The following is a 26,595-nucleotide window of genomic DNA, read 5'->3' as shown; positions in this document are numbered from 1 at the left end:
GGCCGGTCGGCAGCCGCGCGTGGGGCACGGCGGTGGGGGGTGCGGACCTTGATGGCAACGGAAGTTGAGCCCTCCGGAGCTGTCATGCCCACGGAAAGTGTGACCGTACAATTTCACAGTTCACATGGCAGTGAAAGGATTGCAGGCAAAGAAGAAACTGACGAGTCGTCAGATAGGGGGGTTCTGCCGGGCCTCGAGATCCCCGGACGGAACCACAGCATCGCTGGTCATGCTCATGCCGGTTTCGAGGGACGACCGTCGTCCCTGAGGCGAGCCGGTGCCCCTCCACCCCACCTCCGGTTCGCGGCTTCCGCCCGGACCTCGCGGGTCGGCGGGGGCGAGCAATCCCGTTGGCACGAGAGCGACATGGGCACGGGACCGGCTGCACGGTCCGTGGAGTGACGAGAACTTCGCCGGCCGGTCGCAGGCTTCCAGGGCGGCGGCCCCACGGCGGCGGAGCATGTGCAGGGCGGCGGCGCCGCTGCGTGCCGCCCTCAGCGCATCCGTCACGGGAACCATCTGCTGCCCGGGGTCGCCGAAGTAGCGGGAGGTCACGATCGCGGCCGCCCTCCGGATGCACGGCACATGGTCGAGGCCATTCACCGAGCGAGGGCCGAGCCGTAAGAACAAGCGCTTTCCCGCACTTCGTGTCGGGCCAGTTGTGAACGCTGTACTTCACGCGTATGGCACGAGATTCAATATGCGAGACGCAGCCGAACGAGACGTTGACGTGTCCGGTTTTCGCTGCAAGTCTCTTGGTCGTGAGCATGTCCGAGAACCTTGCCGCGCGGCTCCACGTCGATCTGCGACGTCAAGCCAGCGCCATCTGTGCCGTCGGTCGGTAGACCCGCCGACAGGCGTCTCTCTCCTGCTCTTCTCTCCGCCTTGGATTGCCGTGCCGCGCCACTGCGGTAACTGACCGGACTCCTCGCCGGAGTTTTCCGGGCAGGTTCCTTTTCCCGCCGTTCGGCGGCTTCCATGCCCTTGCCCCGAATCCTGGCGCGCCATTTCCGGCAACGCGCTTGCTCCAGGCCGGATAACCGTCTCGATGTCAGTTCTCGCAATGTGCGCGGAAGAACTCAGCAGAAACACACTCCCGCCACTCCATCGAACGTGAACAGGACTTTCCATGACCACGACGGCGTCGACCCGACGACAGTTCCTCACTCTGCTCGGTCTCTCCGCGGTCGCGGTGAGCTGCGGCACGACCGCAACAGGCGCCTCCGGCAAGGGCCAGACCCGGACGCTGCGGTATCAGGGCTATGCAGGACAGGTCACGTTGCCGGAGCTGGCCGAGGACCTCGGCTACCTGGAGGACGTGAAGCTGGAGTGGGTCGGCAACACGATCAGCGGGCCGCAGGACATCCAGTCCGCGGCCACCGGCCAGACGGACTTCGGCGGCGCGTTCAACGGCGCGGTCGTCAAACTGGCCGCGAACAAGACCCCCATCAAGGCTGTCATCAGCTATTACGGCTCCGACAAGCACGCCTACAGCGGCTACTACGTCCTCGAGGACAGCCCGATCCGCTCCGCCCGCGATCTGATCGGCAAGAAGGTCGGGATGAACACCCTCGGTGCCCACGCCGAGGCCATGCTCGACATATATCTCCAGCGAGGCGGCCTGCCCCAGGCGGAGATCGACAAGGTCGAGCCGCTGGTCGTGCCTCCGGTGAACACCGAGCAGTCGCTGCGCCAGAAGCAGATCGACGTGGCCGTGCTCGGCGGCATTCTGCGCGACAAGGCCCTGGCAACCGGGGGAATCCGCCCGCTGTTCACGGACTTCGAACTGCTCGGCGCCTTCAGCGCCGGCACGTACGTGATGACGGACCGCTTCCTGAAGCAGAACCCCGACACGGCCCGCACCTTCGTCACCGCGGTGGGACGGGCCATCGAGTGGTCGCGCACCACTCCGCACGAAGAGGTCATCGCCCGGATGACGGACATCGTGAAGAAGCGCGGACGGAACGAGGACACCGCACCCCTGAAGTACTGGCGGTCCTACGGCGTCGCCGAGACGGCGGGCCGGATCACCAACAAGGAACTCCAGCTCTGGATCGACTGGCTGGCCGAGCGCGGCGACATCCGGAAGGGCCAGGTCACGCTGGACGACCTCTACACCAATGAGTTCAACACCGCCGGTGGCGGCGGCACGGCGCCCGCCTCACCGGCCTCCTCCGCCTCGACGAGCGGGAGCTGATCCCATGCAGGCATCCACCACACCCAAGATCGTGTTCGAGGGCATACGGAAGGTCTTCACGGTCAAGGACGCGACGGCGAAGGGAGGTTCGGGGACAGACAAGTCCAGGGAGTTCACGGCTGTCGACGGCATCGACCTGGAGATAGCGGCGGGCGAGTTCGTCGTCCTGGTCGGCCCCAGCGGATGCGGCAAGTCGACACTGCTGGATCTGCTCGGCGGCCTCGCCCGGCCCACCGGCGGACGGATCCTGCTCGACGGCGAACCCGTCACCGGTCCCGGCCTGAACCGCGGCATCGTCTTCCAGCAGTACGCGTTGCTGCCCTGGCGCACAGCGCAGGGAAACGTCGAGTTCGGCCTGGAGGCAACCGGCGTACCACGCCGCGAACGAGCAGCACGGGCCCGGGAGTTCCTGGACCTGGTCGGCCTGTCCGGGTTCGAGAACCGGCATCCGCATGAGCTGTCGGGCGGGATGCGGCAGCGGGTGGCGATCGCCCGCAGCCTCGCCTACGACCCGGACGTGCTGCTCATGGACGAGCCGTTCGCCGCACTGGACGCCCAGACCCGTGAGTCGCTGCAGGACGAACTGCTCCGCATCTGGCAGCGCACCGGAAAGACCGTCGTCTTCATCACGCACAGCATCGACGAAGCCGTCTACCTGGGGCAGCGCGTCGCCGTCATGACGTCCAGGCCGGGCCGCATCAAGCAGATCGTGCCGGTCGCCCTCGACTCCCGCACGACCACGGACGACCTCCGCTCCAGCCCCGAGTTCGCACACCACCGGCACAAGATCTGGGCGCTGCTGCACGACGAGGTGGCAAGGGCCCAGCAGTTGGAGAAGGAGGAGGCTTCCGTATGAGCCTCACGACCGGCACGTCCATCGAGAAGACTCCCCCACCGGGCCCGGCGAGCCTCGCCGAAGGCATCCGTACGCCCTCCGTCTCTGCGTCTGTCCCACCCTCGGCACCGCCGCTGTCGCCGCGCCGAGTTCCCTCTCGGGCGGCCCGTGTCCGCCAGGCGGTCCGACAGCTGACGTCCCTCCTGGTGACCGGGGCCACCAAGTCCGCTGCGATCGCGGCCCTGCTGTTGCTGTGGGAGACCGCTCCACGGCTCGACCTCGTCGACCGGACCTTCCTGCCCCCGTTCAGTGAGATCGCCGCCGCCTGGTGGGTCCTGGCGGCCGACGGTCAGCTCGCCGACAACACCTACGCCAGCCTGGTGCGTTCGTTCAGTGGATTCGGTCTGGCCTTGGCCGTCGCCGTACCCCTCGGTCTGTCGATCGGCTGGTACCGGCCGGTCGCCGATCTACTCGGTCCGCTCCTTGAGGTGTTCCGCAACACCGCCGCGCTGGCCCTGCTGCCGGTCTTCGTCCTGCTCCTGGGCATCGGGGAGACCTCGAAGATCTCCATCGTTGTGTACGCGTGCACGTGGCCGATCCTGCTCAACACGATCAGCGCCGTACGCCATGTCGACCCCACGCTGCTGAAGCTCGCGAAGTCGATGGACCTGTCCGCGCCCCGTCTGTTCCAGAAGGTCATCCTGCCGTCCGCCGTGCCGGTGATGTTCACCGGCATCCGGCTGGCCGGAGCGGTGTCGATCCTGGTGCTGGTCGCCGCCGAGATGATCGGCGCGAAGGCGGGACTCGGCTATCTGATCAACGCCTCGCAGTACAACTTCGCGATCCCGCAGATGTACGCGGGCATCATCACGATCTCCGCCATCGGCGTGACGTTCAACCAGCTCCTGGTGGCCGTGGAACGCCGGCTCAGCTCCTGGCGCGTATCCACCGCCGACTGATCCGGCCGCCCTCCCGCCTGGCAGTCCCCGATCGCCTCACCGCCCCCGATCCGAGGAACCCCATGACCGCGACCAGCCCCCGCCGACTGCATCTCAACGCCTTTCTGATGAACGCCGGCCACCACGACGCCGCCTGGCGCCACCCCCGTACCCAGCCCGAACGGGTCACCGATCTGCGCTACTTCCAGCAGCTCGCGCAGACCGCCGAGCGCGGTCTGCTCGACTCGGTCTTCCTCGCCGACGGTCTCGCCCTGTGGGGGAACGCCCGGTTCAACGCGCTCGGTGGTTTCGAACCGCTCACCCTGCTGTCCGCGCTGGCGGCGGTCACCGAGCGCGTCGGCCTGATCGCCACCGTCTCCACCACCTTCAACGAGCCCTTCCACACCGCCCGCAAGTTCGCCTCCCTGGACCACCTCAGCGGTGGCCGGGCCGGCTGGAACATCGTCACCTCCGGCTCCGTGAACGAGGCCCGCAACTTCGGCCAGGACGAGCACCTGGAGCACCGGCTGCGCTACGAGCGGGCTCGGGAGTTCGTCGAGGTCGCCACCAAGCTGTGGGACAGCTGGGAGGACGACGCGATCCTGCTCGACCGTGAGGGCGGCGTCTACGCGGACACCGACCGGGTGCGGGAGATCAATCACCGCGGGGAGTACTTCGGGGTGCAGGGTCCGCTGAACGTTCCGCGCAGTCCGCAGGGCCACCCGCTGCTGGTGCAGGCCGGTTCGTCGGAGGACGGCAAGGAGTTCGCCGCCCAGTATGCCGAGGCCGTCTTCACCGCTCAGCAGACCCTTGCCGACGGCCAGGCGTTCTACAAGGACCTCAAGTCCCGGCTCGCGCGCCACGGCCGCAGCGAGGACCAGTTGCTGGTGCTTCCCGGCATCGCCCCCGTCATCGGTTCGACCGAGGCCGAGGCACGCGCGCTGGAGCAGGAGCTCACGGAGCTGCAGATCCCCGAGTACGGGCTCGCCCAGCTGTCCGGGATGCTCGGCACCGACCTGACGGGGCTGCCGCTGGACGGGCCGCTGCCCGAGCTGCCCGAGGAGCGGGACATCAACGGCAACAAGAGCCGGTTCGCGCTCGTCGCCGAACTCGCCCGCCGCGACGGCCTGACCGTACGCCAGCTCATCGCCCGCCTCGGCGGCGGACGCGGCCACCGCGTCTTCGCCGGCACTCCGGAGCAGATAGCCGATGAGCTCCAGGAGTGGTTCACCCAGGGCGCCGCCGACGGCTTCAACATCATGCCGCCCCTTCTGCCTGGCGGCCTTGTGGACTTCGTCGACCAGGTCGTACCGATCCTGCAGTACCGCGGCCTGTTCCGTACCGAGTACACCGGCCGCACCCTGCGCGAGCACTACGGGCTGACCCGCCCCGCCAACCGGCTGGCCGCGGCGGCCGCAGCAGAGGGACGGCCCGAATGAGCGGGCTCGACCTCACCACGGACGTCCTGGTGGTCGGCGGTGGCCCCGCGGCGACATGGGCAGCGCTCAAGGCGGCCCAGGCGGGGGCGGACGTGGTCCTCGCCGACAAGGGCTACTGCGGCACGAGCGGCGCCACCGCCTCGAGTGGCACCGGAGTCTGGTACGTCCCGCCGGAACCTGCCGCGCGCGAGGCGGCCATGGCGAGCCGGGAGGCACGGGGCGGGTTTCTGGCCGACCGGCGCTGGATGGCGCGGGTGCTGGACCAGACGTACGCGGGCATGAACGAGCTGGCGGCGGCCGGCCGATATCCCTTCCCGACGGGGGCGGACGGAAAGCAGCTCAGAAACGGCTTGCAGGGGCCCGAGTACATGCGCAGAATGCGGATCCGCGTCCAGCGGGCCGGGGCGCGCATCCTCGACCACAGCCCGGTCACCGAGCTGCTCACCGACCCCTCCGGGGCGGTCGCCGGGGCCAGGGGCCACCGGCGGCAGGCCGGGCAGCCGTATCGGGTGCGCGCCGGCGCGGTCGTCCTGGCCACCGGCGGCTGCGCGTTCCTCAGCGGTGCACTGGGCTGCAACGTCAACACCGGCGACGGCGCGCTGTTCGCCGCCGAGGCAGGCGCGGAACTGTCCGGCATGGAGTTCTCCAACGCGTACGGCATCGCGCCCGAGGGCACCTCCGTCACCAAGACCGCGTTCTACTCCTTCGCGACCTTCTACCGCGAGGACGGCACGGTCCTGGAGGGTGCGGCCAGCCAGGGCGGCCGGTCCGTGATCGCCAGGACGCTGCTCAGCGAGAAGGTGTACTGCCGCCTGGACCGGGCGGATTCGGCTGCCCGGCAGGCGATGCGGCTGGCCCAGCCGAACTTCTTCCTCACCTTCGACCGGCTCGGCATCGACCCCTTCACGCAACGCTTCGCCGTCACCCTGCTCGCCGAGGGCACCGTGCGCGGCACCGGTGGCATCCGCGTCACCGGCGACGACTGCTCCACCACCGTCTCCGGGCTGTACGCGGCCGGGGACGCCGCGACCCGTGAGCTGATCTGCGGCGGATTCACCGGTGGTGGCAGCCACAACGCCGCGTGGGCCATCTCCTCCGGCACGTGGGCAGGTCAGGGCGCGGCCCGCCACGCCTTCTCGCTGGGCTTCCGCTCCGCGACGCGCCGAACGGTCCCCGCGGGCGGGGCCGGGATCCGGCCCACTGGAACACCGGGCCCGGCCGGCGGCTTCCGTGAGGTCGTCGCCGCGGTCCAGGCCGAAGTGCTGCCCTACGAGAAGAACTATCTGCGTCACGGCGAGCGGCTCACCGCCTCGCTGCGGGTGCTCGACAGCGTCTGGCAGGAGCTGCGCGCCACCCTGCACGCCGAGGGTGGGGATGTCGTACGGGCCCGGCAGGCGTCGGCGATGGCGGCGCACGCCCGTTGGATGTACGCGGCGGCGCTGGCCCGCACCGAGACCCGCGGCATGGCCAGGCGACTCGACTTCCCGACGCAGGATCCTGGGCAGCACCACCGCATCGTCACCGGCGGCCTCGACCGGGTGTGGACCCGGCCCGAGCCCCTGACAACCGCACCGGCGGCCGTACCACTGGAGGTGGCTTCGTGATCGAACTGGTCTCGGCGGAACGCTGTATCGCCTGCGACAAGTGCATCAAGGTCTGCCCCACCGACGTCTTCGACCGGGGCGAGGACGGCATCCCTGTGCTCGCCCGACGCGACGACTGCCAGACCTGCTTCCAGTGCGAGGCGAACTGCCCGGCCGACGCGCTGTACGTCGCACCCCAGACCCGCCCGCTGCCCGACGACCCCACCGCCCGCGACGAGGAGCACCTGGCCCGTACCGGCCTGCTCGGCAGCTACCGCCGGCACATCGGCTGGGGAGGCGGCCGCACACCCGGCGCGCTGCGAGCCGTCGGCCCTGCCCTCGGCCCGCCGGGGACCAAGCCCATCACCTCCTGATCGTCATCAACCCGAAAGGACACTCGCACATGACAACCAGCACCGGCTTCGACGTCCGCAGGATCGGCGGCCGCATCGGCGCGGAGATTCTCGGCGTGGACCTCGGCGCGGACCTCGAGCCCGCCGTCGTCACCGAGATCAACTCCGCGCTCCTGGAGCACAAGGCACTCGTCTTCCGCGACCAGCAGCTCGACGACGCGGGCCAGCTCCGCTTCGCCTCCCTCTTCGGCGAGCTCACCACCGCGCACCCGACGGTGCCGTCCGTCGACGGTCAGCCCCAGATCCTGCCCGTCGACGGCGACGAGGGAATCCGCGCCAACCACTGGCACACGGACGTCACCTTCGTCCGTACGCCGCCCAAGGCGTCCACGCTGCGCAGCATCGTGGTCCCGCCCTACGGCGGCAACACCCTCATCGCCAACGCGGGCGCCGCCTACCGGGACCTGCCCGAGCCGCTGCGTGAGCTGGCGGACAAGCTGTGGGCGGTGCACACCAACGATTACGACTACGCCGCCCCGAAGAGCGAGAAGGCGGCCGAGCACCGCAAGCGGTTCGTCTCCCGGAAGTACCGCACCGCCCACCCGGTCGTCCGGGTCCACCCCGAGACCGGGGAGCCGGGGCTGTTCATCGGTGGCTTCGCCCAGAGCATCCTCGGCCTGGGCCCCTCCGAATCCCGCGACCTGCTGCGCATCTTCCAGTCGTACGTCACCCGCCCCGAGAACATCGTGCGCGTGGCCTGGCGGCCAGGCGACCTCGTCCTGTTCGACAACCGCATCACCCAGCACTACGCCCCCGACGACTACGGCGACCTGCCGCGACTGCTGCACCGGGTGACCGTCGCGGGCGACGTCCCGGCCGGGATCGACGGCACGCTCAGCCACGTCATCGAGGGCGACGACGCCACCCACTACACCCCCGCGGCGGCCTGAACCCCCGGCCGCCGGGCAGGCGTTCTGCCCGGCGGCCCACCCGCGAGGACGCCGAGACGGCTGCGTCAGAACCTCGGCGCGCCTCGCCCATCCAGGCATTCCGCGACGTGCCGCACTCGACGGCCCTCACACATGCGGCTGGACGTCGATGTGCGCCGCGTCAGCAGCGGTCTCTGTCGTCCCTGACGTTCCGGCGGCCGCGTAGGGGCCGCCGTGTCGGCGCTGTCATGTCGGCGTGCCCTCATCCTTCACCCATCCCGCTTCCCTTGGAGGGAACCCCCTGTGACCTCGTTCCGCCTCCGGTCGGCCGTGGTGACGCTCTCCGCGTCCGCCCTGCTGACCGTCGCCTCCACGGTCCCCGCGGCCCCCGTTGAGACCGCCTCACCCGCACCAGCCCGCAGTTCGATCGTCCTGGATTGGTACGACACCACGGCCGAGACCATCGCCACGGCAGGAGCCCCCACCCAGATCACCAACAGCCGTACGTGGGCGATCAGTTGGCTCGCTGCCGCCAGGGCGACCCGGCTGGCGCCGGCCGGCGTGGACCGCGGCGCGTTCCAGGATGCAGCGCTCGCCTCGGCCGTGCACGACGCGCTGGTCGCCCTGGCACCCGCACGGACCGAGGCGCTGGACGCCGCGCTGGACCGGACGCTGGACGCGATCCCGGACGGGTACGCCGAGGAGCGTGGCGTCGCGGCAGGGGCCCGGCAGGCGGCACAGGTGCTGACGGCCCGGCAGGGCGACGGCCTCGACCCGGCCGCGGTGAACGCCCCGTTCACGGTGCCGCCCGCCGGCCCGGGCATCTGGCAGCCGACGCCGCCGGCGTACGCCCCGGCCGTTCAGTACGGCAACCGGCTCGCCAAGCCCTTCCTGCTGGAGCGCGCCGACCGGTTCCGGCTGGGCCCGCCGCCCGCCGTCGGCTCCGCCCGCTACCGGGCCGACCTGACCGAGGTACGGGCGTACGGGGCGGCGGACAGCACGGTCCGCACTTCCCAGCAGTCTGAGACCGCCGACTTCTGGTACGGCTCCTCGCTCACCTTGTACACCGAGCCCCTGCGCGTCGCGCTGACCCGCTCGGGCCCGTCCACCGACCGGCGGGCCGGGCTCGTGGCGCTGTTCCATGCGGCCCTGGTGGACACTCAGATCGCGACCTCCGACAGCAAGTACGCGCATCTGCGCTGGCGTCCGGTCACCGCCCTGCGCACCGGCGCCATCGACCCCGACCCCGTGTGGACACCGCGCCACAGCACACCAGCGCACCCGGACTACCCGAGCGGCCACGCCACCTACGCCGGGGCGGCCGAGACGGTACTGACCGCGCTCGTCGGCCCGCGGACCGCCCCCTTCGAGCTGACCAGCCCCACGGCGCCCGGCGTGACCCGCAGCTACACGAGCTGGCGCCGGCTCACGGCCGAGAACGTCGACGCCCGGGTGTGGTCCGGCATCCATACCCGGTCCGCAGACGAGGCCGGAGTCGTCCTCGGCGGCGACGTGGCCCGGTACGCGCTGGACCACTCAGGGCGGCTGTTCGGCAGGCTGTGACGGTCCATCGTGTCGAGCGGCCATCTCAAGTGCCGGGGGCGACCCGGCACACCGGCCGTCGGCGCTCATCGGCGTTGCCTTGTGAACAGCTCATGCAGGAACGCAAGTTCTTCGTCGACGAACACAACGAGCAGCTCTACGGACGAGAATTCTCCCTCTGCGAACACTGAATCCTCGGCCAAAGGGTGCCCGACCCGGGCATTCACCGGGTCGGGCATTGGGCGACGCTAGAACCAGTTGATGGTGAGCGGAAAGGAGGTGCCGGCAGAGGCTCCGGTCGCGTCTGTGGCGGTGACGTTGATCTGAACGGACCCCGAGCCCCATGGCTTGCCGCTGATCCGACCCGTCGCGGCGTCCAGAGCCAGCCCCCAGGGCAGCCCGGTCGCGCTGTAGCGCAGTGGAGGCCTCCCCCCGGTCGCGGTGAGCTGGATCGTGCAGCTCTGGTTGAACTTGCATGTCTGCGGGCCGGGGTTGGCGACCTTGAGGTCCCCGGTGGGCGGCGGCGTGGTGACGTCACAGCCGGGAGCAGCCTCCGCGGGCAGCGCCACGCGCCAGATCTGGTTGTCGTTCTCGGAACCCACCAGGAGCGTGGCGCAGTCGGCGTACGTCACGATCTCGCCCTGGGGCTGGGCGGGCAGCGCCACGTCGGCCAGCTTGGCTCCGGTCGCCGCGTCGTACACCGAGGCCGTGTTCGCCCCCAGGGGTCCGCCGCTGCGCAGGGTGTAGGACTTTCCGGTGGGCGAGAAGGCGCCGTCGGTGGCGAAGACGGGGCCGGGTCGGACCGGGGTCAGGGTGTTGAGCTGTCCGGGCTGCGGCGGCAGCGGCGCCTTGTAGAGCGTGCCGGGGGCGCCGATGAGCTTGCTGGCGACGTACAACTGCCCGGTCGCGGGGTCGGCGAGGAGCGATTCGGCGTCATGGCGGCCGTCGGAGTAGGCGAAGCGGTAGGTGACGGGGGTGACGGTGCCGCCTGCGAGGGTGTCGGGTTCGGGGAAGGCGTGGACGGTGAGCTCGGCGCGGCCGCTGAGGTTGTCGCCGATGTCGCCGACGAGGATCACCGGCCGGCCGGCCGTGTCCTTCCCCACGGCCAGTGCCTCCCAGTCCGTGTTGGAGGCGCCGGCGACGGTGAGGGTGGCTTTGAGCTGTCCGGTGGGTCCGCTGCAGTCGACCGCGAACACCTGGTTGGTGTTGCCGCTGTCGTTGACGGCGTAGAAGACGCCGGGGTGGCGCGTGCTCATGGCGAGCCCGCTGATCTCCGCCATGCCTGCGGGCAGGGTGCACTTGCGCTCCGGGGCCGAAGGCGCCGAGAGCACCGCGGGGCTCCCGGCCTTCCCGGGTGCGGATGCTGATGCGGCTTGCGGTATCGGCCAGAGCAGGACGAGGCTCGCGGCGGCCGCCGCGACGCGTGGGGGTGCGAGGAGTCGGGACATGCGCACAATGTGGCGGCGACAGGCGCAGTTCCCAAGCGCCGGACACTGCGCGTTGAGCATGAACCGATGCCGGGCTGGCATGGCGCGCCCGGGCGTCTCCCATGGCCGGCCGGGGAGATCAGCGACTGGGCTCGCGGACGGGCGAGTTGTGCCGAGCGTGTGCGAGGAAGGCCCGCGCAGCACGGCTCAGGGGGCGTCTGGCGTGCACGATTCCCACGGGCCGGAGCAGCGGCGGTGTGAAGGAGCGGACCTCGGCGCGGCGGCCGAAGGCCCGTAGGACGACGTCCCGGTACCAGATCAGCGAGCCCCGGCCGTCGATCACGCCGGTCACCCAGGCCAACCGTTCGTTGACCTCCAGCGTGGGCGCGGGCCGTACGCCCAGGACGCTGAACATCGCCTCCAGCTCCGTACGGCGGCCCGTGCCCGGAGTCGGCAGCACCATGTCGAGACCGTCAAGCATGCGTAAGGGCAGCGGGTCGGGCAGCTGGGAGCCGAGCGGCGAGATCAGAACGACCTCCCGCTCCTGGATGTGGTGCGCCGACAGCTCCTTGTCCACCGGCAGGTCGACCAGCCCCAACTCGGCTGTTCCGTCCACGAGTTCCTGCACAAGGACCTCCCGGCTGTCGTGCTGGTGCAGGCGTACGTCGATGCCGGGGCTGCGCTCGGTGAAGGCGGGTACGAGATCGACGGCGAGGTCGAGCGCCAGGGTCGGCGTGGCCACGACGTGCAGGGTGGCGCGGGTGGTCTGCCCGTGCGGGGCTCCGACGTCCTCGATCGCCTCCACCGCGTCGAGCACCGTACGGGCGAGTCGGACCACGCGGGTGCCTTCGGGCGTGAGGTCCACGCCGCGCCCGCGCCGGGCGAGCAGTTCCACTCCGAGGTCGCGCTCCATGGCCTGAACGGCCCGGGAGAGGGCGGACTGGGCGACGAACACCGAAGCCGCCGCGCCGGTGATGGAGCGGCAGTCCGCGACGGCGACGAGATATCGAAGCTGCGCGAGTGTGGGGGTCATGACCGGACGGTAACCCCAGGATCGTTCGGGTGTAAGGGGCAGCAAGGTGAACAAGCGACCGATTGCGGAAGCCCTCATACCAGATCGGCTGCGATCCATACCGACACGGCATGCCCGGCCCCACGGTCGGGCCGCGCCGCCGTGCGGAAGGAATGCCTCCGGTCTGTGCAACAACGCAGGCCGAAGCGGTGGGAGCGGTCGCAGGCTGCGGATTTCGCAGCAAACGCCGGGCGTCCGGAAGTGAATGGGTCCTACCGACACGGCCGTTGACACTCACAGGCGGCCACCGCACGATGCAACGCGGCACGACGGGGTTACCGTCGGTCACCCATGGCGAGTGCCCCTCCGGAGCGGCATGGGCGGACCCTCGCCACCCCCGTTCGCCTGCCCTGGTACGCGCCGCACCGTCCGCGCCATCGCTCCGCGTCCAGTCTGTTCCGCCCCGCTCGCGCTGCCGTTCCCCTGCCTGTTGGCCCCGCCCGTTCACCCTGCCCGTTCGGCCTGTCAGGAGCGCCTGTGACCCCCCAGCCGACCCGTTCCGCCGTCCGCGACCTCGTCGTCGCGGTCAGCCCCTTCGAGGAGCCCAACCCCAGGATCGTCGTGGCCGCCGAGCGCGCCGGCGCGCTCGGCCTGCTCGATCTCGGCAGAGACGCCTGCCTCGCCCGCCGGGCACTGGCCGAAGCCGCGCGGACCCTGCGGCAGCCCTACGGCGTACGAGTGCCGGCCGGCTGCCCGATCTGGCCGGACGAGCTGCCGACCGAGGTGGACACCGTGCTCTTGGCCGATCCCGCCCAGCAGCCGCGCCCAGCGGCCTGGGCGGCCGGCGGCGCCCGACAGGTCTGGGCGGAGGTGACCAGCCCTCAGGAGGCGGCGGCCGCCGTGGCTGCCGGAGCGGACGCGGTCGTCGCGAAGGGGCACGAGGCGGGCGGGCGAATCGGCGAACTGACGACGTTCGTCCTGCTGCAGCGGCTCCTGGCCGACCCGGACGTAGCGGTCCCCGTCCTCGCCCAGGGCGGCATCGGCCCGCACACCGCGGCCGCGGCCGTCGCAGGCGGCGCCGCCGGGGTGGTGCTCGACGCCCAACTCGCCCTCACCGCCGAGGGCGAGGCCGGCCTCCCCGGCGAGATATCCGCTGCCCTCCGCGCGATGGACGGCAGCGAGACCCTGATCGTCGCGGGCCACCGGATCTACACGCGCCCCGACCTCACCCCGCCCGACCCCGGAGACCTGGTCCACCGGCTCGGCGCCCGCGGACTGCACACCCACGCCCTGCCCGTCGGCCAGGAGGGCGCCTTCGCCGCCCGTCTCGCGGCTCGCCACCGCACCACGGGCGGCGTGGTGCAGGCCGTACGCGAGGCGGTCACGACCCATCTGGACGCAGCCGTGGAGAGCGCCCCACTGCGGCCGCGGCCCTCGGCCCCGCATCTCCCCGTGGCCCAGGGCCCGATGACCCGGGTCAGCGACCAGGCGGCGTTCGCCGAGGCCGTAGCGGGCGAGGGCGGGGTCCCGTACCTGGCGCTGGCCGTCATGCCGGGCGACGAGGTCCGCACCCTGCTCGCCGAGACCGCACGGCGCCTGGGCGAACGGCCCTGGGGCGTCGGCCTGCTCGGCTTCGCACCGCCGGAGCTGCGGGCCGAGCAACTGGCCGCGGTGGCCGAGATACGCCCCCCGTACGCGATCATCGCAGGCGGGCAGCCGGCTCAGGCGGCCCCACTCGAGGCCGGGGGCACACGGACGTATCTGCACGTCCCCTCCCCCAGGCTGCTGGAACGGTACGTCGCCGAGGGCGCCCGGCGGTTCGTCTTCGAGGGCCTGGAATGCGGCGGCCACATCGGCCCTCGGGCCTCCTTCGCCCTGTGGGAGGAGCAGATCGACCGGCTGCTGGTCTGCGAGGACATCCCGGCCCTGGACGTGCTCTTCGCCGGCGGCATCCACGACGAGCGGTCCGCCGCCATGGCCGCCGTCGCCGCCGCGCCACTCGCCGAGCGGGGCGCCCGGATCGGAGTCCTGATGGGCACCGCCTACCTCTTCACGGCGGAGGCGGTCACCTCCGGGGCCGTACTGCCCGGCTTCCAGGCCGCCGCGCTCGACTGCGAGGCGACCGTCCTGCTGCGGAGCGCGCCCGGACACGTCACGCGGTGCGCGGCGACCGAGTACGCCGACGCCTTCGAGAGGGCCCGGCTGCGGCTGACGGAGGACGGGGCGAGCCCACGCGAGGCAGGGGAAGAGCTGGAGCGGCTCAATCTCGGGCGGCTGCGCATCGCCAGCAAGGGGCTGCGCCACGGGAGCGCCGGCCCGGTGCCGGCGACCGAGGAGGAGCAGCGGCGCGACGGCCTCTTCATGCTCGGCCAGGCCGCGACGGCCCGGTCCGCCACCACCACGGTCGCGGCCCTGCACGGGCAGGTGACGGACGGCGCGAGCGCCTTCCTGGAGCAGCGGGCCCGGGAACTCGCCCCGGCCGCGCCGCCTTCGGCGGAGGCTGCCGAGCCGCTGGACATCGCGATCGTCGGAATGGCCTGCGCGTATCCGGGTGCGGGGGATCTGGCCGAGTTCTGGGCGAACATCGTCGCGGGCCGGGACGCCGTCACGGAGGTGCCGGACGACCGGTGGGATCCGGCGCTCTACTTCGACCCCGACCCGGCCCGGGCCGGGGAGAAGACGCCCTCGCGATGGGGCGGCTTCCTGCCCCCGGTGCCCTGCGACGCGCTCGCGCACGGCATCCCGCCGGCCTCGCTGTCGGGGATCGAACCGGTGCAGCTGCTCGCCCTGGAGATCGCCGCCCGCGCCCTCGCGGACGCCGGCTACGGCGGCGAACGCCAGTACGATCGCTCGCGCACCTCGGTGGTCTTCGGCGCGGAAGCGGGCACGGACCTGGCGGGCGCCTATGGGTTCCGCGCCCTCTACCCCGGCTATCTCGGCGAAATCCCTCCGGAACTGGACGCCTCGCTCCCGAGGCTCACCGAGGATTCCTTCCCGGGCGTGCTGGCGAACGTCATCGCGGGCCGGATCGCCAACCGGCTCGACCTCGGCGGTGCGAACTGCACGGTCGACGCGGCCTGCGCCTCGTCGCTCGCCGCGCTGGATCTGGCGTGCCGCCAACTCCGGTCCGGCGACAGCGACATGGCGCTGTGCGGCGGGGCCGACGTGCACAACGGCATCAACGACTACCTGATGTTCGCCTCCGTGCGGGCCCTGTCCCCCACCGGCCGGTGCCGCCCCTTCGACGCGGCCGCCGACGGAATCGCGCTGGGCGAGGGGGTCGCCGCGGTGGTGCTCAAGCGGCTGGAGGACGCACAGCGGGACGGCGACCGGGTGTACGCAGTCGTCAAGGCCGTCGGCGCCGCCAGCGACGGGCGCTCCCTCGGGCTGACCGCGCCCCGGGCCGACGGCCAGCGGCGCGCCCTGGAGCGGGCGTACGAGCGGGCGGGCGTCGCACCGGCCGACGTGGGTCTTGTCGAGGCGCACGGTACCGGCACTGTGGTCGGCGACGGCACCGAACTGGGCGTGCTGACCTCGCTGTTCGACGCCGCTGGGAATGCCGGGTGCGCCCTCGGCTCGGTCAAGTCCCAGATCGGCCACACCAAGTGCGCGGCCGGCCTTGCGGGGCTGATCAAGGCCGCGCGGGCGGTCCATGCCGGGGTACGGCCGCCGACACTGCACCTCGACAGCCCGCATCCCGACTGGCGGGCGGGGGCGGGCCCGTTCTTCTTCGACACCGAGGCCCGGCCGTGGGCGGCGCCCGCGGCGCAGCGGATCGCCGGCGTGAGCGCCTTCGGCTTCGGCGGCACGAACTACCACGCAGTGCTGGCGGGTTACGAGGCGGAGCCCCCTCACGGGCTGGACGCCTGGCCGGCGGAGCTGTTCTGCTTCCGTGGCGCCGACCACCGCGCGGCGGCGAGGGCGATGGACCGGCTGGCAGCGCGGCTGGAGGAGAACGACAGCGCGGGACGGCCCTGGCCGCTGCGCGACCTGGCCGCCGAAACGGCCGCGTCGGCATCCGGCCCCGTGCAGGTCTCGGTGATCGCCGAGAGCCTGGACGACCTCGCCGCCAAGCTGGAGCGGGCCCGCGGCTTCACCGCCGGGGACGGGGTGCACGTACGGGCGCCGGGGGCGGATCCCGGGAAGGTGGCGTTCCTCTTCCCCGGACAGGGCAGCCAGCGCCCGGGAATGCTGGGGGACCTGTACGTCGCGTTCCCCCCGCTGCGGGGCCTGCTGAACGAGGCTCCGGGGCAGGTCGTGGCAGCGATGTTCCCGCCGGCGGCCTTCACGCCGCAGCAGCGGTCGGAGCAACGGGCCGCAGTCACCGACACCCGCGTCGCACAGCCTGCGCTGGGCCTGGCGGGCGCCGCCTCGCACCTGCTGCTCGGCTCGCTGGGCGTCCGGCCGGACTGCACCGCCGGACATTCGTACGGGGAGCTGACCGCGCTGTGGGCCGCCGGCTCCCTCGACACCGCGGCGCTGCTGCGGCTGAGCGGGCGTCGGGCGTCGGCCATCCTGGACGCCGCCGGGGAGGACCCCGGGGCGATGGCCGCGGTGACGGCCGCCCCCGAGCGGGTTCGGGAGATCGCGGCGCGGGCGGGGTGCGTGATCGCCAACCACAATGCGCCGTCCCAGTGCGTGATCTCGGGTCCGACACCCGCCGTCGAGGCCGCCCTGGCCGACCTGCGCGCCGCAGGGCTGCGCGGCGAGCGCATCCCGGTGGCCTGCGCCTTCCACAGCGAGGTCGTGGCCGGCGCGGTGGGCGCCTTCGCCGCCGAGCTGGCCGGGACGGCCCTGGCGGGGCCCACCGTCCCGGTCTGGTCCACGGCCACGGCCCGGCCGTATCCCGCGGATCCCGCGGAGGTGCGCGAGGTGCTCGCCCGGCAAGTGGCCGAACCCGTGCGCTTCGTGGACCAGATCGAGGCCATGTACGCCTCCGGGGTACGGACGTTCGTCGAGGCGGGGCCCGGCCGGGTGCTGACGGGTCTGGCCGACAGGATCCTGGGCGCCCGCCCGCACACGGCCGTCGCCGTCGACGTTCCCGGCGAGCCGGGCCTGCCCCGGCTGCTCGCCACGCTCGCGGAACTGGCGGCGGTCGGGGTGCCGGTCGACCCGGAGGCGCTCTTCAAGGGGCGTACGGCCCTGCTGCCCGAACGGGCGCCCCGGCGGCCCGGCTGGCTGGTCGACGGCCATCTCGTGCGCACGGCGGACGGCTCGCCGGTGGCGGGCGGCCTGCGGCCCGCCCGGCGCGTGCACGTGCCGCAGGCCGCGGCCACGACGGACCGCCGCGAGGAGACCGTACTGGAGTACCTGCGCGGGGCGCGGGAGCTGGTGGCGGCCCAACGCGAGGTCCTGCTGGGCTACCTGGGCGCCGACGCGCCCGCGGCGCTGCTTCGTCCGGTCGCACCGCGATCCGCGGTGGAAGCGGCGCAAGCGCCTGCCGAGGAGGCCGAGCCCGCAGCGGTCCCGGCCGACCGGGGGCCGCTCACCCCGCATGAGGTCATGGACGCGGTCCTGGAGATCGTCCACACCCGCACCGGCTACCCGCGGGACATGCTGGACCCCGACCTCGACCTGGAGGCGGACCTCTCGGTCGACTCCATCAAGCGCGTGGAGATCGTCGGAGCCCTGGCCGACCGCATCGGCCTGCCCCGACAGCTCGACGGCGGCGCGGAGTCGGCCGTGGAGGAGCTGTCCCGGATCAAGACGCTCCGCGGGATCGTCGACTGGATCGCCGCCCGGGAACCGGCGGCGCCGACCACTGCCCCGGACGGGGCCCCGTCCGCGCCGGACGCGGTCCCGGACGCGGTCCCGGACGCGGTCCGGCCCGCTGTACAGGCCCAGGCCAAGGCCCGGGCTGTGGCCCCGGCTGAACCCGGCAGGGCACTCGTACGCCCCCCGGTCCGGCTCCGCGTCGAGACGGCCCCCGCCGGGCCGCCCGTCGCGGGCGATCCCGGAGAGGCACTGGCCGGGCGGACGTTCGCCGTGGTCGAGGACGGGCTCGGGGTGGGGCCCGTACTCGCCGCGCTGCTGGAGTCCCACGGCGCACGGGTGCGCACCGTCCCGGCCGATCAGCCGGCGGACGCCGAAGGGGTCGACGGCCTCGTCGATCTGAGTGCCCTGCAGCCCGGGCCGGATCCCGTTCTGCCCGAGGCGTTCGGGAGGCTGCGCGGGGCACTGGTCGGCGGGGTACGCCGGCTGATGATCGCCACCGCGGCAGGCGGGGCGTTCGGACACGGCCCGGCCGCGCCCGATCCGGTTCCGGGTCTCGGGCTGCGCGGGTTCGCCCGCAGCGCCGCGCTCGAATGCCCCGGGGTCCTCGTGCGGGCCGTGGACATCGACCCCAAGGACCGCCCGGAACGCATCGCCGCCCACCTGCTCGCCGAACTGTGCGCCCCGGACGAGCCGGTGGCCGTCGCCTACACCAACGGCGCCAGGACCGTCCTGCGCACCGTGCCCGCGCCGCTCCCGTGCACCTCACCCCCGCGGGTGAACCTGGACCGCGACTGCGTGGTCCTGCTCACCGGCGGGGCCCGCGGCATCACCTCCCGCGTCGCCCTCGCCCTGGCCCGCGCCACGGGCTGCCACATCGAACTGATCGGCCGCACTCCCCCGCCCGAGGCCGCCGAGGACCCCGCGCTCGCGTCGGCACACGACCGCGTCGCCCTGCGCGCCGCACTGATCGCCGGGGGCCTGCGCACCCCGGCGGAGATCGAGGCGGCCGCGTCCGGGATCCTGACGGCCCGGGAGGTACGGGCCACCCTGGCCGCTCTCCAAGGCACGGCGGCGTCCGTCCGCTACCACTGCGCCGACGTCACCGACGAGGCCGCCGTACGCGCGGTCGTGGCCGACATCCGGGCACGCCACGGCCGGCTCGACGGAATCGTGCACGGTGCGGGCCTGCTCCGGGACTCCCTCCTGGCTGACAAGGACCCGGCGTCCTTCGCCGAGGTCTTCGCCACCAAGGTGGACGGCGCCCGCCACCTCGCTGCCGCCGTCGCCAACGAGGGCACGGCAGCGGCGCCCGCCCCGGCCTTCATGGTCCTCTTCGGCAGCGTCGCCGGCGTGTACGGCAACCGCGGCCAGAGCGACTACGCGGCCGCCAACGACGCCCTGGACACCCTGGCCCACACCTGGTCCGCGGCCTCTCCGGGCCGCGTTCTCGCCGTCGACTGGGGCCCGTGGGCCGCCGAGGCGGGCGGCATGGTCACCCCGGAACTGGAGCGCGCATACGCCCAACGGGGCATCGCGCTCATCCAACCCGACGCGGGCGCGGAGTCCTTCCTGGCGGAGCTGGCCCACGGCACGGATCCGCAGGTCGTCCTCATGGCGGACGGGGCGGACGGAGCTGACGGGGCGGACGGCCCGGAGAGGGCCGACGCGACGAACCAGGAGGCCCACCATGGCTGATCCGCGTCCGACCGATGCCGCGATCGTCGGAATGGGCGCCGTGTTCCCTGGCGCCGGCGACCTCACCGCTTACCGGCACAACCTGTTCGCCGGTGTCGACGCGATCACCGACGTGCCGGCCGGGCGTTGGGATCCGCAGGTGTACTACGCCCCCGACGGGCCGCCCGCCAGCGACCGTTTCTACTGCCGCCGCGGCGGCTTCGTCGACGGCCTCGCCGTCTTCGACCCCACCCGTTTCGGCATCATGCCCACAGCCGTCGCCGGGGCTGAGCCCGACCAGCTGCTGGCCCTGCACGCGACGGCCGAGGCCATCGCCGACGCAGGCGGCGAGGACCGGCTGCCCGCCGACCGGTCCCGGATCGGCGTGGTGCTCGGCCGGGGCGGATTCATGGGCGTGGCGACCGCCCGCCTCGACCAACGGGTACGCACCGCACACCAGTTGAGCGCCACTCTGCGCGAGCTGGCGCCTGAGCTGGGCGCCGACCGGATCGCCGCGATCAGGCAGGCCTTCCAGGGAGCCCTGGGCCCGGAGCAGCCGGAGGCGTCCATCGGCCTGGTCCCGAGTTTCACCGCGGCCCGGACCGCCAACCGCCTCGACTTCCGCGGCCCCGCCTACACCCTGGACGCGGCGTGCGCCTCCTCGCTGCTGGCCGTGGACCAGGCGGTCGCCCTGCTGGCCTCCGACCGCTGCGACCTGGTCGTCGCGGGCGCCGTCCACCACTGCCACATCGCCACGCTCTGGAGCGTGTTCACCCAGCTGGGCGCGCTCAGCCCCAGCGAGCGCATCCGCCCCTTCGACCGCCGGGCCGACGGCACACTCCTGTCCGAGGGGACGGGCGTGGTGCTGCTCAAGCGGCTCGCGGACGCCCAGCGGGACGGCGACCGGGTGTACGCGGTGATCCGCGGAGTCGGCGTGGCGGGCGACGGCCGCGCCTCGAGCATGATGAGCCCACTGGTGGACGGCCAGGTCCAGGCGCTGGAGCGGGCGTGGACGACGGCGGGCCTCGATCCTGCGGCTTCCGGCTCGATCGGCCTCCTGGAGGCCCACGGAACCGGGACCCCGGTCGGCGACGAGGCCGAACTCGCCACCCTGGCACGCGTGTTCGGGCCACCCGACGCCGCCGGACCCATCGCGCTCGGCTCCGTCAAATCCATGCTCGGGCACACCATGCAGGCCTCCGGCATGGCCGGGCTGATCAAGGCGGCGCTCGCCGTCCACGAGGGGGTGCTGCCGCCGACCCTCCACCTCGACGATCCGCACGAGGGCCTGGCCCTGACCCGGATGCGCCCTGTACGCACGGCCGAGCCCTGGGAGCCGGGCGGGGAGCCCCGCCGGGCCGCGGTGAACGCCTTCGGATTCGGGGGCATCAACGCGCACGTGATCCTGGAGGAGCCGCCCCGTCCCCGCGCGGTGCGGCTTCCGGTACGCCGCTTCCTCCCGCCGCCCACCGAGCGCATCACGGTCCGCCCGCGGAAGGCGGCCGGCCCGGCGTCCGTGCTGCTCCTCACGGCCGAGAACCCGGAGGCGCTGGCCCGGCTCCTGGCCGCTCCGGACGCGGCGGCCGCCGAGCGCGGCGGTCCGTGCCGGCTGGCGATCGCCGAGCCGACCGCGGAGCGCCGGGCACTCGCGGCAAAGGTCATCGCACGCGGCCGCCGTTGGGGCGGCCGGGGCGGCGTGTGGTTCACGCCCCGGCCGCTGCTCGGCCCGTACGCCGCGGAGACCGGCGGCAAGCTGGCCCTCCTCTTCCCCGGCCTGGAGCCGGAGTTCGCACCCGCCCTGGGCGAGGTGGCCGCCCGCCTGGGCCTTGCGGCCCCCGCGCTCACCGGCGGCGGCGAGCTCGTCGAGCGCGCCCTCGACGCCCTCGCCACCGGCCGCTTCTTCGCCCGGGTCCTGGCAGAACTGGACATCCGGCCGGACCTGTTCGCGGGGCACAGCCTCGGCGAGTGGGCCGCCATGGTGGCCGCGGGGATGTACCCGCAGGAGGCGGTCGACAGCTTCCTCGGCTCGCTGCGGCCCGGCTCGCTCGCGGTGCCGGACCTCGTGTACGCGGCCCTCGCCTGCGGCGCGCCGCAGGCGGCGGCCGCCCTGCACGGCCTGGAGGGCACGGCCGTCAGTCACGACAACTGCCCCCACCAGTCGGTGGTCTGCGGACCGCCACTGCAGATCGCGTCGGTCCTTGACCGACTGGCCGGCGAGGGCGTGCTGGGCCAGGAGCTGCCGTTCCGGTCCGGATTCCACACGCCCATGTGGGAGCCGTACCTCGGCCAGGTGCGGGCCGCCTTCGAGCGCCTGCCGCTCCAGGCGGCCGAGCTCCCCGTCTGGTCGGCCACCACGGCCGCCCCCTACCCGTCCGATCCGGAGGAGATCCGGGAGCTGGTGATCCGGCACCTGCTGGAGCCGGTGGACTTCCGCGCCCTGACGCTGCGGCTGTACGCGGCGGGCGCACGGGCCTTCGTCTCGGCCGGGCCGGGCAGCCTGACCGGCTTCGTGGACGACACCCTGCGCGGGACCGAGCACCTTGCCGCCGCCGCCTCCACTCCGCGCCTCTCGGGCATGGACGCCCTGGTGCACCTGACGGCGGCGCTGTGGACGGAGGGCCTGCAACCGCGCTGGGACCGGCTCACCGGCCGGCCCGCACCGGAGCGCACCGGGCGTCCGGTCCTGCTCGACCTGGGCTCCCCACTGGTGCACCTGAACGGCGCCGCCGAGCCCCTCCGGGAGCGCGGGCCGCTCTCCGCCCCGCGCCGCCCGGCCGCCTCCGGACGGCCGGTGCTTCTGTCGGCCCTGGACGCCGTCCTCGACGAGACGGAGGCGGCCGCTCACGCCGTCGCCGAAGCCCTGGCCGACGCGCCCCCGGCCGGGGCGCGATCGAGCGTCCTGGCGGGGCCCGTCACACGAGCGCCCGCCGCCGAGGCGTCGCGCACGGACACCCGCCGGCTCTCCCTCGACACCCTCCCCTCCGTCCGCGACCACTGCATCTACCTGCAGCCGGAGGACTGGCCGGAGGACTCCGACCGCTTCCCCGTCGTCCCCATGACCACCATGCTGGAGCTGGCGGCCGAGGCCGCGCTCGCCACCCGGCCCGGGCAGCTCGTCACCGGCTTCGACGACATGCGCGCCTTGCGCTGGCTCCCCGTCGCACCCGCCGTCGACGTCGAGTTCACCACCCGCCCGGCCGGCGGCGGCCGCGTCCGGGTGGACATCGGCGACTGCGCGTCGGTCACCGTGCGCCTCGGGTCCGGCCACGAGGCGCCTCCCGCACCCGACCCGGCGCCCCTCGCCGCCGAACGCCCCGCGCCGGTCTCCGCCGAGGCGCTCTACCGGGACCGCTGGATGTTCCACGGCCCCCGGTTCGCCGGCGTGCATGAAGTCACCGCCGTCGCCGACGACGGAATCCGCGGAGTGCTCCGGGCCCTGCCGGCCCCGGGCGCTCTCCTCGACGCCGCCGGGCAGCTCCTCGGCCACTGGATGCAGCTGCGCCTGGACTCCGACCGCCTGGTGTTCCCGGCCGTACTCGAGCGGATCGACCTGTACGGTCCCCCGCCCGCGGCGGGCACGCTGCTCGCGGCCACCGTCCGCATCCGTGAAGTGCGGCCCGCCTCCGTACGCGGCGATGTGGAGCTCCGTACCCCCGACGGCGCGGTCTGGGCACGCCTTGAGGACTGGACGTACCGCCGGTTCGCCGCCGACGAGCGGGTGTGGCCGATGAAGTTCACCCCGGAGGTGTCCGGGATCGGCGAGCCACAGGCCGGCGGCTGGTGCGCGGCCACGCGTCGGTGGGGCGACCCCGCTTCGCAGGAACTGGTCATGCGCCGCTACCTCGGCGCCGCCGAGCGCGCCGCGTACGAGCGGCTGGCGCCGCGCACCCGCGCCCCCTGGCTGCTGGGCCGGATCGCGGCCAAGGACGCCTTGCGGCAGCTGCTGTGGGACCGGGGCGCCGGCCCGGTCTTCCCGGCCGAGGTCACCGTCGACCACGACGAGGCGGGCCGCCCGGTCCCCGGCGGCCTGGCCCGCGGCCTGCACGTGACCCTCGCCCACAAGGACCGGATCGCCGTCGCCTTCGCGCACCCCGACGCCCCCGTGGGCATCGACGTCGAGCCGGTGGCCGCAGACCCCGGCGCCCTGATCCGCATCGCGCTCACCGCCGACGAACACCGCCTCGCCGAGCGGCTCGCGGCCCGGGACGGGACCGGCCTCGCGGCCGCCGTCACCACCGTCTGGTGCGCCAAGGAGGCCGCCGCGAAGGCGGAGGGCACGGGACTCGGCGGTCAGCTCGTGCGCTGGCAGGTGACCGAGGACCCCGCGGGCGGTCTGCGTGTCCTCTCCCCCGCGGGCCGCGCCCACCGCGTACGCACGACGACGTACGAGGGCCATGAGGTCGCCTGGACGGTTCCGAGCGTCCCGACCGCCCCGACCACGGGTACCGAGCCACCCCCGCACACCGCCCCCGCAGTCCTTCCGACCCCGACGGAGAACAGCCATGGCATCTGACATCCTCGCCGAGATCACCGGCATGCTCGTCCGGATCGTCGGCGACGAGTTCCTCCTCGCCGACGAGGTCACCATGAAGACCACGTTCAACGAGGATCTGGCGCTGGAGAGCATCGAGTTCGTCGCTCTCGCCGAGCTGCTGCACGAGCGCTACGGATCCCAGGTCGACCTGATGGGCTTCCTCGCGGAGAAGGACATGGAGGCGATCCTGGCCATGTCGGTCGGCGATCTCGTCGACCACATCACGCGGATCGCCCATGACGCTCTGGCCGCCCTGCCGGTCCGCCCGGTCCCGACGGCCTGACCGCCATGGCCGAGATCCTCGCCAACGCGCTGCGGTTCCACGTACAGCGACTGCCCGCGGCCGAAGTCCCGGCCTCCGACGGTACGGAGGCCGGCCCCGGCGCCCCGGTCGTGTTCCTGCACGGCCTCGTCGTCGACAACCTCTCCAGCTTCTACTGCCCGCTGGCCGTGCCGCTGGCCCGGGCCGGGCACGAGGCAGTCCTGTACGACCTGCGCGGCCACGGCTTCAGCGAACGCCCGCCCTCGGGATACGACAGCCGCAGCGCCGTCCGCGATCTGTTCGCCCTGCTGTCCGCCCTCGGGCTCGACGCCCGGCCGGTCCACCTGGTCGGCAACAGCTACGGCGGCACGCTCGCCCTGCACGCGGCCCTCGCCCGCCCCGATCGCGTCGCGGGCCTGACCCTGCTCGAACCGCCGCTCAGCGGCCCCTGGGTGGAGAACATGGTCGACACACTGTCCGTCGCCGCGCTCAGCCTGGAGGACAGCCAGGTCCCCGCCGAACTGTCCTCGCTGCGGCTTCGCAAGGCGGCGAAGCTGACAGCCATCGCCGACGCGCTCCTGAACCGCACCACCCTCATCGACGACATCGCGGCCGGCCGCGGCTTCACACCCGCCGACTACGCCCGGATCGACTGCCCGGTCCTGGTGGTCTGCGGGGAGCACTCCGAACTGGTCCCGGGCGCCGCGGAACTGGCCCGGCACACTCCGCGCTGCACGCTGCGGATCCTGCCCGGGCTCGGCCACGACGTACTCAAGGAAGCCAGCGGGGTGCTGCGCGAGGCACTGCTGGCGCACGCCGCGGCCGTGAGCCGGGCCGGGACGGGAGCGCTGATCGTATGAGGTTCCTGTTCGTCGTCCCCCCGCTCGCCGGGCACGTCAATCCGACGGTCGCGGTAGCCGCCGAACTGGCCGCCCGCGGGCACGCGACCGCCTGGGCCGGGCCCGCGGACGTGCTGTCCGGCCTGCTGCCCGCGCATGCCAGGCTGTTCCCCTCCGGGGACGCCGAAGGTCCGGAACCCGGCGGGTACGCCGCGCTGCACGGGCGGTGGCGCGACCTGCGAGGGGTCGCCGCGCTGCGGTTCCTGTGGGCGGAGGCACTGGTGCCGCTGGCCCTCGCGATGGTGCCGGGCGTCGAGCGGGCCGTCGCGGCCTTCGCTCCGGACGTGGTGGTCGCCGACCAGCAGGCGTTGGCCGGGGCCGTGGTCGCCCGGCGGCGCGGCATCCCCTGGGCCACCTCGGCGAGCACCTCGGCCGAGTTCACCCGCCCTTTCGCCGGGTTTCCCAAGGTCGGCGCATGGGTGGCGGACCAGCTGGCCGGACTGCTCGCCGAGTGCGGGGCGCCGCCCGGCTGGGATCCCCGGTTCTCGGACCGTCTGGTGCTGGTCTTCTCCACGCCGGAGCTCATCGGGGGCGCCGAGCCCTTCCCCGACCACTACGCCTGCGTGGGGCCCGCCTTCGGGTCCCGTCCGCCGGGCACGGACTTCCCTTGGCAGCGGCTCGACTCCGACCGCCGCCGGGTGCTGGTCTCGCTCGGCACGCTCAACCAGGAGACGGGCTCGCGGTTCTACGGAGCGGTCCTGGCCGCCGGAGAACGGATCGCGGACCGGGTCCAGTTGATCGTGGCCGCCCCCCGGCACCTGGTCGGCCCGGTACCGGCGCACGCCTTGGTCCAGGAGGCCGTGCCGCAGCTGCGGCTGCTGCCCCACCTGGACGCGGTCGTCAGTCACGGCGGCCACAACACGGTGTGCGAGGCGCTCGCTCACGGCCTCCCGCTGGTCGTCGCCCCGATCCGGGACGACCAGCCGATCGTCGCGCAGCAGGTCGCCGACGCGGGCGCCGGGATCCGGGTGCGCTTCGGCCGGGCCCGACCGGCCGACCTGTACGACGCGCTCACCGCCGTATTGGAGGACTTCGGTCCGCACCGCCGCGCGGCCCGGCGGATCCAGGCGTCCTTCGCCGCCGCGGGCGGCGCCGCCGCCGCGGCCGACAGGTTGGAGAAGCTGTCATGAGCCCATGGGTTTCCTTCGCGATCATGGCGGCGCTCGGCGCGGGGACGGTACGAGCGCGCCGCCGCCTGCACGCGCTGCCGGCCCTGCCGCCCGACGGGGAGCACCCGGCCGGGGATGCCTCCAAGG

16 protein-coding genes are annotated in these 26,595 nt (G+C 73.2%); 13 read left to right on the top strand and 3 right to left on the bottom strand.

Features of this window, described 5'->3' with window-relative positions; all coding sequences use genetic code 11:
- Positions 1–1,129: 1,129 nt before the first annotated feature.
- The 8 genes from VIU94_RS13930 (at position 1,130) to VIU94_RS13895 (ending at position 9,837) form a co-directional block, all read left to right on the top strand.
- The gene (locus tag VIU94_RS13930; RefSeq protein ID WP_331911232.1) at positions 1,130–2,197 is read left to right on the top strand and encodes an ABC transporter substrate-binding protein; all 1,068 of its coding nucleotides are present in this window, start codon (positions 1,130–1,132) and stop codon (positions 2,195–2,197) included.
- 4 nt (positions 2,198–2,201) lie between these two features.
- Positions 2,202–3,053, top strand: a complete 852-nt coding sequence (locus VIU94_RS13925; protein WP_331911229.1) for an ABC transporter ATP-binding protein — start codon at positions 2,202–2,204, stop codon at positions 3,051–3,053.
- Entirely contained in the window at positions 3,050–3,991 is a 942-nt protein-coding gene (locus VIU94_RS13920) for an ABC transporter permease (protein WP_331911228.1), read from the top strand. The genes VIU94_RS13925 and VIU94_RS13920 overlap by 4 nt, the downstream gene beginning before the upstream one ends.
- A gap of 62 nt (positions 3,992–4,053) precedes the next feature.
- A complete protein-coding gene (locus VIU94_RS13915) occupies positions 4,054–5,409 on the top strand; it encodes an LLM class flavin-dependent oxidoreductase (protein ID WP_331911226.1) in 1,356 nt (451 codons plus the stop codon).
- Complete coding sequence (locus VIU94_RS13910) at positions 5,406–7,013, top strand: FAD-dependent oxidoreductase (RefSeq protein ID WP_331911224.1); 1,608 nt, start codon at positions 5,406–5,408, stop codon at positions 7,011–7,013. The genes VIU94_RS13915 and VIU94_RS13910 overlap by 4 nt, the downstream gene beginning before the upstream one ends.
- Positions 7,010–7,366, top strand: coding sequence for a 4Fe-4S dicluster domain-containing protein (locus tag VIU94_RS13905; protein WP_331911222.1), 357 nt, complete (start codon positions 7,010–7,012; stop codon positions 7,364–7,366). Before VIU94_RS13910 ends, VIU94_RS13905 begins: the two co-directional genes overlap by 4 nt.
- A gap of 29 nt (positions 7,367–7,395) precedes the next feature.
- A complete protein-coding gene (locus VIU94_RS13900; RefSeq protein ID WP_331911220.1) occupies positions 7,396–8,295 on the top strand; it encodes a TauD/TfdA dioxygenase family protein in 900 nt (299 codons plus the stop codon).
- A gap of 282 nt (positions 8,296–8,577) precedes the next feature.
- Positions 8,578–9,837, top strand: a complete 1,260-nt coding sequence (locus tag VIU94_RS13895; RefSeq protein ID WP_331911218.1) for a vanadium-dependent haloperoxidase — start codon at positions 8,578–8,580, stop codon at positions 9,835–9,837.
- Between the two features lie 65 nt (positions 9,838–9,902).
- On the opposite strand, the gene VIU94_RS13890 is transcribed toward VIU94_RS13895, so the two are convergent.
- The 3 genes from VIU94_RS13890 to VIU94_RS13880 form a co-directional block, all read right to left on the bottom strand.
- Positions 9,903–10,055, bottom strand: a complete 153-nt coding sequence (locus tag VIU94_RS13890) for a hypothetical protein (protein ID WP_331911234.1) — start codon at positions 10,053–10,055, stop codon at positions 9,903–9,905.
- 9 nt (positions 10,056–10,064) lie between these two features.
- On the bottom strand, positions 10,065–11,264 hold the full coding sequence (locus VIU94_RS13885) for an Ig domain-containing protein (RefSeq protein ID WP_331911216.1): 1,200 nt from the start codon (positions 11,262–11,264) through the stop codon (positions 10,065–10,067).
- A 118-nt stretch (positions 11,265–11,382) separates the two neighbouring features.
- A complete protein-coding gene (locus tag VIU94_RS13880) occupies positions 11,383–12,276 on the bottom strand; it encodes a LysR family transcriptional regulator (RefSeq protein ID WP_331911214.1) in 894 nt (297 codons plus the stop codon).
- Positions 12,277–12,792: 516 nt separating this feature from the next.
- Here VIU94_RS13880 and VIU94_RS13875 point away from each other — a divergent pair.
- The 5 genes from VIU94_RS13875 to VIU94_RS13855 are packed head-to-tail and all read left to right on the top strand — an operon-like array spanning position 12,793 to position 26,469.
- Positions 12,793–19,665 (top strand): SDR family NAD(P)-dependent oxidoreductase, encoded by a 6,873-nt coding sequence (locus tag VIU94_RS13875; RefSeq protein ID WP_331911212.1) that lies wholly within the window; start codon positions 12,793–12,795, stop codon positions 19,663–19,665.
- Positions 19,658–24,157, top strand: a complete 4,500-nt coding sequence (locus tag VIU94_RS13870) for a beta-ketoacyl synthase N-terminal-like domain-containing protein (protein ID WP_331911210.1) — start codon at positions 19,658–19,660, stop codon at positions 24,155–24,157. Before VIU94_RS13875 ends, VIU94_RS13870 begins: the two co-directional genes overlap by 8 nt.
- Positions 24,147–24,461, top strand: a complete 315-nt coding sequence (locus VIU94_RS13865) for an acyl carrier protein (RefSeq protein WP_331911208.1) — start codon at positions 24,147–24,149, stop codon at positions 24,459–24,461. Before VIU94_RS13870 ends, VIU94_RS13865 begins: the two co-directional genes overlap by 11 nt.
- A gap of 5 nt (positions 24,462–24,466) precedes the next feature.
- The gene (locus VIU94_RS13860) at positions 24,467–25,300 is read left to right on the top strand and encodes an alpha/beta fold hydrolase (RefSeq protein WP_331911206.1); all 834 of its coding nucleotides are present in this window, start codon (positions 24,467–24,469) and stop codon (positions 25,298–25,300) included.
- Entirely contained in the window at positions 25,297–26,469 is a 1,173-nt protein-coding gene (locus tag VIU94_RS13855; protein WP_331911204.1) for a glycosyltransferase, read from the top strand. Before VIU94_RS13860 ends, VIU94_RS13855 begins: the two co-directional genes overlap by 4 nt.
- The last annotated feature ends 126 nt before the right edge of the window (positions 26,470–26,595 follow it).

Origin of the sequence: Streptomyces sp., assembly GCF_036566765.1 — a bacterium.
In the GTDB taxonomy this organism is placed as follows: domain Bacteria; phylum Actinomycetota; class Actinomycetes; order Streptomycetales; family Streptomycetaceae; genus Streptomyces.
The sequence above is the reverse complement of the archived record's forward strand: the minus strand, read 5'-3'. Positions and strand labels throughout refer to the sequence as shown.